Origin of the sequence: Legionella adelaidensis (genome assembly GCF_900637865.1) — a bacterium.
GTDB lineage: Bacteria > Pseudomonadota > Gammaproteobacteria > Legionellales > Legionellaceae > Legionella_A > Legionella_A adelaidensis.
Genome location: NZ_LR134433.1, coordinates 43377 through 54903, shown reverse-complemented (window position 1 = coordinate 54903; position 11527 = coordinate 43377). Strand labels below are relative to the sequence as shown.

The window sequence follows — 11527 nt, the reverse complement described above, 5'->3', positions numbered from 1 at the left end:
ATGAGGAGCGTTTATGATTGAAAAGCCAATAGAACCAGCTTGTACAGAGAAAAGTTATGTCGTTCACAAAAGGGACCTGCCTCTAAGTTGTCCTATGGACGATATGATCCTTTGGAATGCTCACCCCAAAGTATATTTACCTATAGAAGAAACTGGTGTTCAAACTTGTCCTTATTGCAGTGCTCAATATATTTTAGAAGATGATTAATTCCATTTGCGTTGTACGGTTATCAGCACTTGGGGATGTATTAATGATTGTACCCCTAATAAGGACTTTACAGGCCAATTTTCCTAAAAGCAGTTTGACATGGGTGATTTCACGGCCTGCTTACGATTTAGTAGAGGGAATGGATGGTGTTGAGTTTATCGTGATTGAAAAACCTAATGGTTTTTTTGATTATTGGCAGTTCCGTAAAAGATTGCAAGGTAAATCTTTTGATGTACTCATTGCCGCTCAAGCTAGTTTTCGAGCCAATTTATTATATCCATTAATAAAAGCGCGACGTAAGATTGGCTATGATAGATTACGCGCAAAAGATGGCCATGGATGGTTTGTAAACGAACAAATAACTCCAGGCTGTGATCATACTTTAGACGGCTTTTTAAAATTTGCAGAGCCGTTAGGGATAAAAAATAAAGTAGTTCAATGGGATTTACCAATCTCTGACAAAGATCGAGAATGGGCAAACGAGCAGTTAGCTACAAGTCGCAAACCCGTGTTTATTTTAAATCCGGCAGCGAGTAAGCCTGAACGAAGTTGGTCAATAGAGGCTTATTTAAAGATTCTTCAACATGTAAAGGAGAAATGGCAGGCTGAGTTAGTTGTAACAGGCGGGCCAGGGCCTCTTGATAAAGCATTTGGTGATAAGCTAAGTCAATCCATAGAAATAAACAATTTAATAGGTAAAACAAAACCTAAACAATTGCTGGCTCTTATTGAGCAGGCCGATCTACTTGTTTGTCCCGACACAGGGCCCTCGCATATGGCTGCAGCTGTAGCGACACCTGTGATAGCACTTCACGCAGTTACCAGTTCTCAAGTTTCAGGTCCCTATCCTTATCGGCATTTGGCAGTTGATTATTACCCGCAAGCGGTTGAGAAAATTTTAAAGAAAACTACGGAAACTAACATTTGGGGAACACATGCACATGGCCCGCACACCATGGAGTTAATTCCTGTTGATGCGGTTATTGAGCGAATAGATTCTGTTTTCGAAGCAATGTAACCTGGTTGCAAGCACCAGGTTACCCATTTATGTTGTGTTAATTGCCCTATAAAAAACCAACTATTGGCCGCCAGTTCCCACTTGCTCTGTTAAATTCGGATTGGGTGGCGTGGCGCGGTTAGATTTCACTAGAGCAACAGAATCCGTTAGCAGGATGCGCTCTTCTTGTTGCCTGTTTAGATAAAGTTGATAATTTATTTCCGCTAACAAAATAGCAATTTCTTTTTGTACCGTTGCTTCGGAACCATTATTAATTTTCTGCAACCACTCTGTACTGTCGTCTGTTTTCCCGCCTTGATTTTTTGGATTGTATAATCGCCATGTGGCCATTACAAACTCATTCATTGCCTGGCTGGTAGGTTGCTGAGAACCTGTCGTTTTGGTTTGCGGTAAACGTTTTGAAAGAATTGAATACAAGTTGCTATAAGCCACGGACATTTGAGCGGAATAAGAACGTATCGTATTTAAATAACCTACTAACGTTTCTCTTGCCTGTTCTTTTTGCAAATCGGTATATCTTCCCGTCGTGTCATTCATTATTACATATAAAGAGTCGTAGTCTTTAAGCTGTGGAAGCTGTAAAGGATTAACTGAATCCGTTACATAGCGAATAAAGTTGGCAGCGATTTGAGCTTCATTATTTGCCTGTAATCCAGTAGGAATATTTGAATTGTTCGTCTGCGGGGCTGAAGCGTTTGTGTCATACATTAACGGCGCAAGTAACGAGTTACTGTTTAATTGCGGTAAGTACGTCATCACATTTTCACCTGAAAAGTAGTCGTAAGTCCCGGGAACATAGTTTTTCCCTACGACATTTTCCATTACTGCTCCTTGAGTGAGAGGGGGGCAGGTTTTTGCATCAGGTGTCCATTGCGAACCATCATAACTCATACAATAGGAAGCGCTAGGGGTCCCTAATATATTAAGTATGGATTGGCTGACTGGATCATTTTGATAAGGTTGTTGATCAATAAGAGCATTAACAGAAATGGCTCCATTTTGTGTACCGTCTTGATTATAAGGCGTTTTAGAGAATGTTGTATTACCAAAAGAGTTCAGTGTGTTTAAAGCGCCATATAAACCACTCTGGCCGCTTTGTGTAGGAATGAAATAAGGGAAAGAATTACTGCCAGCAAGTGCAGATGCTGCAGCAGTATTTACTGGAACAGCACCAAAAAAAGTATTAATTAAATAGTGCTCTGCGACCTGGGTGAAATCATTATTAATTAATTCAATTGTTTTTGGATTTTTCGATGCGGCTTGCGTGAGGTCGTACCCAAAATACGTACCGAAATTTAAAAGATATTCCACTAATTTTTGAATGCCTTGGCTTGTTTGCTCATCGTAAGCCGACCCTTGTAAGGATGTAGGCGAGGTTAATAACCCGCTGTCTGCCCCTTTTACCGGAGAAAAAGCAATTAACAGGAAAGCGGATAAAGAAATCCGGCCGATATTTTTCATTATTCTTCTCCCTCCAATGCTCGGGCCACTAGTTTTAAACGATTTTCAGAGAATACACGGGATAATAGACGTAAACGCTCAAAAACAATATTGCGCTTTAAGAAAAATCCGGCTGGATCAGCACTTGAGGTGCTCGTCTCTTCGGCGTGGACGAGAACCCGAGAAGCACTGCCTGGATGTACAGTGTCCAATGCTTGAAGTAAACGTAGTCCTCTTCCTGATTTTATGTTGCCAACCAGGCGGATAAATTGTTCCTCTTCACCCAATGCATTTAAATCAACTGATTCAATGTCATCTAATTCTTTACCTAACTGTGTTATCGCTGCTTCAAGCTCGGGGTTACCATCCAGTGTCCAATCTTCAACGCTTTCCATAAAAGTAATAACGCGATAAATCATAGGGTCGATGTACTCAAACCAATATTTTGCAGATGCTTCATGGCTCAAATCAGGCATTTTTTACTCTTTTTTTACTTATTCAAGATAATACAGACGGATGCATTGCTACATAATAAACTATTATAATATAGTATGATAAGTAAAAGTCTATCGGATTAAAGTAAGATTATGAAAAAAAAGGTTATGCCGCGCACAGTCGGCATTATTAAAAGTCTATTTAATGTAAAACAGTGGTTCGACTGGGAAAGAATCAAGGCATTTACTCTCTATTTGAAAAATGGAATTAAGAAATTTTTTGTCCCCCAACAGAACGATGTAGTAGAAAGTTTTGCAGAAGCTAAAGCCCGTTTAGACTTATCAGATGAAGACTTACTTTCCAGACAAAAAGCACTCTACCGCTTATCTCTTATGATGGTTATTATTTCAGTGCTTCTATTATTTTATGCTTTTTACAATCTTTATCTTGGCTCCCTTAGGGCATTCTATTTAAGTTTAGTGGTTATGTTAATAGGTTTAGTCTTAGCCTTTCGATATCACTTTTGGTATTTCCAGATTAAAAAACGCAAATTGGGTTGTTCCCTCAAGGAATGGTATAGACAAGGCTTACTAGGTGAGAAGCGATGAAAAATAAATTTTCGCTTGGATTTATATTATCTTTATTTCCAATATTGGCATTCGCTGAACAAAGTTCAATGAGTTTTGCTCCACCACCAGGCGACTATTCTGTTATTTTTCTAAGCAATATCTTCGGGGTTGTGGATGGAGTGCTTCACGGTACTGGTAGCCAGATTATGGGTGCTATTTTTTCTGTCTTCAATTCGGCGGTACTAGCTTTAGGTGGCATCATTATTATGTATACCCTGCTAGTTTCTACGCTAAATACAGCCCACGAAGGTCAGATGCTTGGCCAAAAGTGGTCTTCATTATGGATTCCCATCCGCTCTACAGTGGGTCTTGCATTATTAATTCCCAAGGCATCGGGATACTGCCTCATGCAGGTTTTCGTTATGTGGATTGTTGTACAAGGCGTAGGGGCTGCCGATAAAGTTTGGGATGCGGCTTTAGGTTATTTAAATCGTGGTGGGGTAATTGTGCAACCCCAAATGGGCTCCTCTCCCTCTTTTGGCGCAGGGTCTGCTACCCAGACCAGTACCACGTATCAACCGGTTACTACAGCGACCATATTTGGGCCTATTACAGAGCTCAATGCTATAACTACAATTACCCACACTCCAGGCGTTGCAATGGGGGCGCAAGCTATCCTGGCGGGGCAAGTTTGTATGATAGGATTACAAACGGCGCTTGAGAATCAACGTAGTTCATATATTTCTCAAAAGAATCAGCAAAAAGGATCGGGGCCCTGTGTCTCTCCTTCAGATAACATGAAAATTCTCTGTGAAAATCAGGTTCCTGATTTCTTAAGTACGGTTAATGCAGTATCAGTGCAAAACAATAGGCCCACAGCTACATCCTGGACTGTTTCCATGCCGCAATTTGATACATCAAGCCCCTATGAATCTTTAAATGGGATTTGTGGAACAATTACCTGGAATTCACTGGCTTCCCAGTTGGCTAGTGCTAATGTTAAATCACAGTCGCAGGCCGCAAGGACTGGTGGAGCCAATATTCAATTGAATGACGGTGATTTTCAAACCGCCGAAATGTCTAGAGCCATTGCGTTGCAACAGATGTATATGGATTTGTCGCAAATAGCACAAGTTATGGTGAACAATAATCCCGCTTTAAATCCCAGTATGAAAGCGACTAATCCAACTTCTATGGTAGCAAATCAACAATTTGGGATTCCGATCGATTTAAATGGAACGATTTGTACAGATGCGAATGATCCCCATTGCTATGGATGGAGCGGGGAAAATGGGGGATCGGCACTATTTAATGGCACCGAATTTAGAGGGGCCATTTCTGACTACAATGGCATTATGATGCCTACCTTGAACTTAATGAAAGAAGCAAATAATGCTACTTTGGCACAAAATACGAGAGCATTTATTAATCAAGCTAGCTCATCGGGTTGGATGATGGCCGGCAGTTACTTTTTTAATTTAGTTAGCTTAAATCAACAGGGCTTGGGAAATAGTAACTTAACTGACACTAATACTGGGATTGAAGGAAGCACCTATAAAGGGCAACAGTTAGTTTCTTGTTCAGGGAATTATTCGATTGTATGCGATTGGTTTCAAAATGATTTATTCCAATTACAATCTATAACTACACTTGTTAATGGTAATACTCCGCCACCTTCCTGGGTAGGAACTCCACCACCATCAAGTCCTGTCCCCTCAAACATACCTACACCCAGTTTAAAGCCTGGTAATCCGCCGCCTGCTCCTCCGGTTTATTCGGGAGCAAATGCTTCAACGGTATATGGCTTTACGAGCAACTCCAATGCACTAAAGCTTCCCGATCAACCAGGACAAAAACCATTACAGTTTGCTAATTTGGTTAATATTTCGCCAGACACTACCACTTACCAGTTGCCGGAAGTGCCATTTGAGTGCGGTTATGTAAAAACATTTATGTTTAGTTTCTGCATGGGGCAAATTATAGGTGATATCCTTTATAACGACATATTACGGCCTTTGTATAATTTCTTCTTAAGCTTATTTGGATCTTTTATTCAATCGGTTATTAATGCATTTTTAATGGTTCCAATCCAAGGTATGGCGTTTATTTTCCAAACCGGGTTGGCGATTGTTTCCAATCCTCAAGTTAACCCCATCGTCGCGCTAGCTCAAATGGGAACTTATTATATTAATTTTGCTGCCAATATGTGGTTAATGTTAATTGAAATGTCTATTGTTAGTGTATTAATACCTTTATTCGGCATATTTATTTTTGCACTGATAGCATTGGCTATGCCTGTTATTCTGGCCTGGATGGGAGTAATGGTCGCCATAGGTTTTAGTACCGCTTATTACGTACCTGTATTTCCTTATATTATCTTTACCTTTGGTGCTATTGCCTGGATTATGGCGGTCATTGAAGCAATGGTAGCAGCCCCTATAGTCGCACTAGGTGTGACGCACCCTGAAGGTCATGATGCCTTTGGTAAAGGTGAACAAGCCATTATGATTTTAATGAATGTCTTTTTACGTCCGGCGATGATGATTATAGGATATATTGCAGCTATCGCTTTATCTTACGTCGGGGTGTGGATACTTAACGCCGGATTTGATAATGCTATCGGTTTTGTTCAAGGTGACAGTCAGTATGGAACATTAGGGCCATCAAGCGCTAGTGATGCTGAGACTGGTTCAATTGGCTCTCAGGGGACTACGAGTGCTCCCTCAAATACTAACCTTCCAACCGTGGATATTCCTCAGGTAGGACAGGTTCAAGGTGGTTATACAGGATGGGCAGGGGTTTTTGCTTTCTTCTTCTCAATATTAATATATACCTCCCTCTATTTAACTATTGTCCAAAAAGCCTTTACACTGATAGTAATATTACCTGACCGAATTTTACGATGGATTGGAGGGGCTCCAGAGAGCGTTGGCCAAGAAGTTGAAAGATGGGCTGGTGAAACTGGTGGCAAAGTAGAGCAGGGTGCTAAAGCTACGCAAGAAGGTCAAGCGGCAATGGATAAACAAATGGCTGGATATATAGGAAAAGCTAAAAAAGCATTGTCGGACTCTTCCTCACAAGGTGGAAAAATAAGTGCAGAAGGGGAGTGATAAATGTTGGTCTGTTGGCCAGCCATCATCCCCTTTTATTTTGCTATACGTAACAAATGCCTGCGAACCGAAAGCTACTTTATTTTCTTCACTAGATGAATGGTAAATGACAGGAAGTTCTCCTGCAGCAAAGAAAAAGTGGCGGCAAGTGAGATGACTTACACGTGTTGTTCTTTTGCTCCAGCAATTATTAATTTATAGACGCGCTCGCTAATAATTCCTTGTTCGAATTTTACGCGCGCATCTGCAGTCATCAACTGCCCCCTCTGTCTTACTAATTTACGGGTTGTCGTAGTGATTTCGTTGGGGTCACTTTCAAGAAGTAAATCGCGGGTTTCTTCATCGAAAACTAAAAATTCCCGCAAAGCCACCCGTTTACCATCTACTGTGGGAACCAGTTTCTGCCAAACACAAAGCCTGATTGTTTCTAAGATATCAATTGTTCTACCTAAGCGTTCTTCACCAGAGAATGAAGTAACTAAACGACGCATCGTTTCGGCAACCCCTGAAGTATGCAATGTCGTATAAACCGGGTGTCCGGTAAGAGCTGCTTCAAGAGCCGCACTAATGGTTTCTGCGTCGCGGCACTCTCCTACCATGATTAAGCGTGGTTTACGTCGCAAAGCATTGCGCACACCATCTGCAAAAGAGGGAAGATGCCTGGGAATTTCTGACTGGCTTACCACTGAAGAAATTGTGTCAATTTCATCAAATACAAACTCAATAGGAGATTCGTAGGTTAGTACTTTTCTATTCGAATCTTCTTTTTCAATAAGATCACGGATAATAGAAGCCAGTAAAGTGGATTTACCCGAGCCTGTCGCGCCAGTGATAAAAACGATTCCCTCTTGCGGAGCTATTGCTTCTAAAATATTAGGAGGTAACCCCATCGTCTCCAATTTAGGCGGGGTTGTAGGAATCGTTCTTAAAGTTATTTGAATGCCATCGTGCCCTTCGACTAAACAGGCAGTCCCATTCACACGATATCTGAATCGGACTCCACGATTGGGGCGAAATTCATAGTGGGTATCGATATCTTTGCCTGCTAATAACTGGGTCGTAGCGTTTGGTCCATATATGGCGTTAATCAAATCCCCCAGTTCTGTGTTGGATAAACTGCGGTTGGTTATTTTCACTAGTACGCCATAAACTTCGGCATAAATAGGTTCTCCTGTCTGAATAGTTATATCAGAAGCATTTAAACGCTCACAGTGTTCCAACATTCTATCCATGAAGACAGGCGTAAAACGAGTTGGCTCGTCTGGCATGAAGTTTAAGTGTTTTTCAATATTTTCCACTAAAGTATTACCTCTTAACTAAGCGAGTCCTTAAGGGAATACAATAAGAGACTGCTATTAATCCAGATAGGGGGAGAAAAACAAAGCTGGTTTTTGCCAATAAGCTTAATTTATCGGTGCAATCGTTGGCTGCCACGCTTTACTTGTAATGGTAATATTAGCTGATTTTACTAATTTTTCCATTTGTCTGAATTGCTCCAAGGCTTCTTCATCTTTAGCCACCGCAGCTCGCCACTCTTTACTGTTGGTATTAAGAGCAGGTAAAGCAGTTATACGCAAGACACGATCATCAATATGGATTTCGCCAGCGTCTCCAGTGACACCCAAGTCGGTATGAGAAACGAATGGAGGAGATACCATATTCAAAGCGAGTAGCTTGCGGTAAAGAATCATGCCTCTAAAATCTTCTTTAATTCGCGCAATACTTTCTTCCAAGATGACATTGGCTTGATTAACTCCATCTTTCCAACCTTTTTCTATGCACTGGCTCCAAATGATTTTTTCAGTGGAGTTTTTTGGAAGCACACTGGGATCAGGTGGTTCAGGCTTTTGGTAATCCATCCATAGATATTGACGCCAATTGGGCGGAGTAGTTACAAAGCGGGCTTGTTTTGCTACTTTATAAGTCCGATCAGATATACGAATAGTTTGTGTATCGGCTAGGTTGAGCGTATTTCTGCCTTCCAATAAGACAGGGGGTAAAATATTATGGGGAAGGACCAAAGAATTAAAATCAAATACTGCATCTAATGTTCGGGCTTCTTTAACTAACTGATCATCTATTATCTTCGAACGCCAGGCTAAACCTGACTGAGCCCCCAAGCTTAGAGCGGTTTCACGTACTGCCATTTCACGGACTCTGCCGGTAGCAGCACCTTTGGCGTCGGTAGTAGCTGAAACTACACCGGTAGCTCCCATCGTCAATAATCCAGCTAAAGAATCAGTGTCGCCACCATATTGTGGACGATTGGATGCACAAGCAGTTAATAATAAGACTGTAAGTATGGTAGAACTAAATTTTAGCATAGCGTAATTCAACAACCTGGCTGTTTGGGTAAACGTGTATAGACGCTTTTTTACCCGCTTGATAATCAATATCTCGTAAAATTTCGGCAAGACTATGGTCTTTAACATTAACGCTAATTAAAACAGGAACAGCTGGCTCTTTACCTAAGACGCGTAATCGATAATGGGCTGCATTTGCCACACGGGCTGTCAATTCTTCAATAGGGCCTGACCAATCCACAGAAGCACGCGCCTGTAAATTATAGGAGTTTGGAATAGCTAAAATATTATCTTTATTAGGGGGGCGTACTACTTTTTCTACCTTTGCCATCTCTAGCATAGAGTCACTAATCGAAGTAGCTGCTTCCGCTAATTTAATCGTTGCATCATCGCTAGGTGCATTATATGGCGGCTTTTTATAAAGTGCGGTAGAGGTTGTTCCACATCCTGTGAGTAATATTGTAATGAGCAGGTAAGCAAGCTTTTTCTTCATTCTTTTTGCTTTAACGTATTGGTTAGCAGTGATTGAAACAGGAGGAAGTTTGCTTGTCAAGCATAAACATAAATTTTACTGAATCCCCTACCTAAATGAAAAACTATTGTATTTTTTGATACAACCCGTAAACAACTTGACCTGCTTTTTTTAGCTTTAATTTTTTCCACCATGTTTCAGGGAGAGTCATTTCTTGTTGTGATTCTATGTAGACAAGCCCCCCGATTTTTAAAATGGGGAGCGTGCTGAATAATTGCATACACGAGGGTAAGTAATCTTTTGCAAATGGAGGATCAAGAAAAACAATGTCAAATTCCTCTTTACATGACTCTATGTACTGCATGCTATTTTCATGATGAGCGATTAATTTTTTTGTATGAAAAGAGTCAATGATATTTTTTATATTTTCATAGGCCTTACGGTTATGTTCAATGAAAATTACTTTGCTTGCCCCACGAGAAAAAGCTTCGAAGCCGAGGTTCCCACTTCCGGCAAAAACATCCAGACAGTGAGAGTCACGAATGTCATGCATTAACCAATTAAATACAGTTTCTTTTACGCGATCTGGAGTAGGTCGAAGCCCTTCGATCGAAGGAAAATGCAATTTTTTCCCTTTATATATGCCACCGATGATTCTTACGGTATTCACATTTGTCCCACGGTTACTTGTAAGAACTTATCGGGATTTATTAATTCTTGGAAAGCATGTTTAATTTGGTCAGTGGTTACTTTGTTTACATTTTCAATATAAGTATCTAAATAATCTTCTGGAAGGTTATAAAAAGTTATTCGCAATAATAATTCAGCAATACTTTGATTGCTGGCTAAAGAAAGAGGAAAACTACCGGTTATATATTTTTTTGCAGCTTCCAGTTCTTTATCAGTAGGCCCCGACTTTAGAAAAGAGGTAAGTGTTTTTCGAGTTACTTCGATAGCAGTTTGTGCTTGTTGATTTTTTGTAGAAAGACTAATAATAAAAGGTCCTAAACCCGGCATAGGCAAAAATTGGCTATATACGCCATAAGTTAACCCTCTTTTCTCTCGAACTTCTTCGGATAATCGAGAGACGAGGACTCCTCCGCCTAAGGTATAATTTCCTACGACTAGCGGGAAATAATTTTTATTTTGATGACTTATACCAATTTGTCCCATTCTAATTACCGTTTGTGATGAAGGAAACTGAATTTCTATATTCATTTCTTCGGCTAAAGGATCGGCAGGGCCAATGGAAGACGCATGTGCTCCGGGGGGTAAATCTTTAGTTATTTTTTCAGCAATCTGATGTGCCTGGTCTTCGTCAATTGCCCCGACTAAAACGATGATGGCATTTTTGCTCACATAAAATTGCTTATAAAAATCACGCACTTCTTCATTTGAAATCTTACTAACAGTTTCTTTCTCTCCATTGATAGAGTGGGCATATGGATGTTTTTGGTATAAAGCTTTATAAAAAACTTGCTCAGCCATCTGATCGGGCGCCTCGTCTCTTTGGCTAATTCTAATCAATTGTTGATTTTTCTCCCTATTGAAAGATTCAGTGGGGAAATCAGGCTTACTAATCATAATTGAGAAAATTTCTACTGCTTTGTTCAGCGCGGTCTTTTCAGATAATGTTTTTAAATTAAAGACTGCCATGTCACGATTATTTGTTACTTGATACTGGGCACCCGTATCCGCCAATTTTTGAGCAATTGTACTGGCATCCATTCCATTACTGCCATCATTGATCAAACGGGCAGTCAAGGCACTCAGACCAAAAGAATCATCGTCATAAGCAGAACCTGCCGCAAATGCCACACTGACATCCAGCATGGGAACTTCATTGGCCGGATAAAATACCACTTGTGCGCCATTGTGAGTTTGCCATTTTTTAATCGGAAACGTTTTGGCAAATAAGGCGTTATTCGCCAATATTAATAGACCAAGAAAAAGTAATTTATTAACTTTCATA

Annotated in this window: 11 protein-coding genes; 4 read left to right on the top strand and 7 right to left on the bottom strand. The window is 40.5% G+C overall.

The genetic code is table 11. From position 1 onward, the window contains the following. Positions 1 to 13 precede the first annotated feature (13 nt). Both EL206_RS07640 and EL206_RS07635 read left to right on the top strand, forming a co-directional pair. Positions 14 to 208: a zinc-finger domain-containing protein gene (locus EL206_RS07640; RefSeq protein WP_058462880.1), complete on the top strand. Its 195-nt coding sequence runs from the start codon at positions 14 to 16 to the stop codon at positions 206 to 208. Between the two features lie 43 nt (positions 209 to 251). Continuing rightward, positions 252 to 1226 carry a glycosyltransferase family 9 protein gene (locus EL206_RS07635; protein WP_232048545.1) on the top strand — a complete coding sequence of 325 codons (975 nt, stop codon included), beginning with the start codon at positions 252 to 254 and terminating at the stop codon, positions 1224 to 1226. Between the two features lie 60 nt (positions 1227 to 1286). Here the strand turns inward: EL206_RS07635 and icmX are convergent, their stop codons facing one another. Further along, positions 1287 to 2687, bottom strand: coding sequence for a type IVB secretion system protein IcmX (gene icmX / locus EL206_RS07630; protein ID WP_058462878.1), 1401 nt, complete (start codon positions 2685 to 2687; stop codon positions 1287 to 1289). Further along, entirely contained in the window at positions 2687 to 3142 is a 456-nt protein-coding gene (gene icmW, locus EL206_RS07625) for a type IVB secretion system protein IcmW (RefSeq protein WP_058462877.1), read from the bottom strand. The genes icmX and icmW overlap by 1 nt, the downstream gene beginning before the upstream one ends. 111 nt (positions 3143 to 3253) lie before the next feature. On the opposite strand from icmW, the gene icmV reads away from it, so the two are divergent. After that, complete coding sequence (icmV, locus tag EL206_RS07620) at positions 3254 to 3709, top strand: type IVB secretion system protein IcmV (RefSeq protein WP_058462876.1); 456 nt, start codon at positions 3254 to 3256, stop codon at positions 3707 to 3709. Continuing rightward, positions 3706 to 6780, top strand: coding sequence for a type IVB secretion system protein DotA (gene dotA, locus EL206_RS07615; RefSeq protein ID WP_058462875.1), 3075 nt, complete (start codon positions 3706 to 3708; stop codon positions 6778 to 6780). Before icmV ends, dotA begins: the two co-directional genes overlap by 4 nt. A gap of 158 nt (positions 6781 to 6938) precedes the next feature. Here the strand turns inward: dotA and dotB are convergent, their stop codons facing one another. The 5 genes from dotB to EL206_RS07590 form a co-directional block, all read right to left on the bottom strand. Next, a complete protein-coding gene (dotB, locus tag EL206_RS07610; protein ID WP_058463233.1) occupies positions 6939 to 8048 on the bottom strand; it encodes a Dot/Icm type IV secretion system ATPase DotB in 1110 nt (369 codons plus the stop codon). A gap of 135 nt (positions 8049 to 8183) precedes the next feature. After that, a complete protein-coding gene (locus tag EL206_RS07605; protein WP_058462874.1) occupies positions 8184 to 9104 on the bottom strand; it encodes a type IV secretion system DotC family protein in 921 nt (306 codons plus the stop codon). Beyond that, positions 9091 to 9576 carry a type IVB secretion system lipoprotein DotD gene (gene dotD, locus EL206_RS07600; protein ID WP_058462873.1) on the bottom strand — a complete coding sequence of 162 codons (486 nt, stop codon included), beginning with the start codon at positions 9574 to 9576 and terminating at the stop codon, positions 9091 to 9093. The genes EL206_RS07605 and dotD overlap by 14 nt, the downstream gene beginning before the upstream one ends. A 103-nt stretch (positions 9577 to 9679) precedes the next feature. Continuing rightward, positions 9680 to 10225, bottom strand: coding sequence for a 16S rRNA (guanine(966)-N(2))-methyltransferase RsmD (rsmD, locus tag EL206_RS07595; protein WP_058462872.1), 546 nt, complete (start codon positions 10223 to 10225; stop codon positions 9680 to 9682). Beyond that, positions 10222 to 11526 (bottom strand): M16 family metallopeptidase, encoded by a 1305-nt coding sequence (locus EL206_RS07590; RefSeq protein ID WP_058462871.1) that lies wholly within the window; start codon positions 11524 to 11526, stop codon positions 10222 to 10224. The genes rsmD and EL206_RS07590 overlap by 4 nt, the downstream gene beginning before the upstream one ends. Position 11527: the final 1 nt, after the last annotated feature.

Bases quoted from the DNA above. Each gene is read 5' to 3' on its own strand.
- icmV (WP_058462876.1), top strand. From the start codon at position 3,254: ATGAAAAAAAAGGTTATGCCGCGCACAGTCGGCATTATTAAAAGTCTA.
- EL206_RS07605 (WP_058462874.1), bottom strand. From the start codon at position 9,104: ATGCTAAAATTTAGTTCTACCATACTTACAGTCTTATTATTAACTGCT.
- icmX (WP_058462878.1), bottom strand. From the start codon at position 2,687: ATGAAAAATATCGGCCGGATTTCTTTATCCGCTTTCCTGTTAATTGCT.
- dotA (WP_058462875.1), top strand. From the start codon at position 3,706: ATGAAAAATAAATTTTCGCTTGGATTTATATTATCTTTATTTCCAATA.
- dotD (WP_058462873.1), bottom strand. From the start codon at position 9,576: ATGAAGAAAAAGCTTGCTTACCTGCTCATTACAATATTACTCACAGGA.
- EL206_RS07640 (WP_058462880.1), top strand. From the start codon at position 14: ATGATTGAAAAGCCAATAGAACCAGCTTGTACAGAGAAAAGTTATGTC.
- EL206_RS07590 (WP_058462871.1), bottom strand. From the start codon at position 11,526: ATGAAAGTTAATAAATTACTTTTTCTTGGTCTATTAATATTGGCGAAT.
- dotB (WP_058463233.1), bottom strand. From the start codon at position 8,048: ATGCCAGACGAGCCAACTCGTTTTACGCCTGTCTTCATGGATAGAATG.
- EL206_RS07635 (WP_232048545.1), top strand. From the start codon at position 252: ATGATTGTACCCCTAATAAGGACTTTACAGGCCAATTTTCCTAAAAGC.
- icmW (WP_058462877.1), bottom strand. From the start codon at position 3,142: ATGCCTGATTTGAGCCATGAAGCATCTGCAAAATATTGGTTTGAGTAC.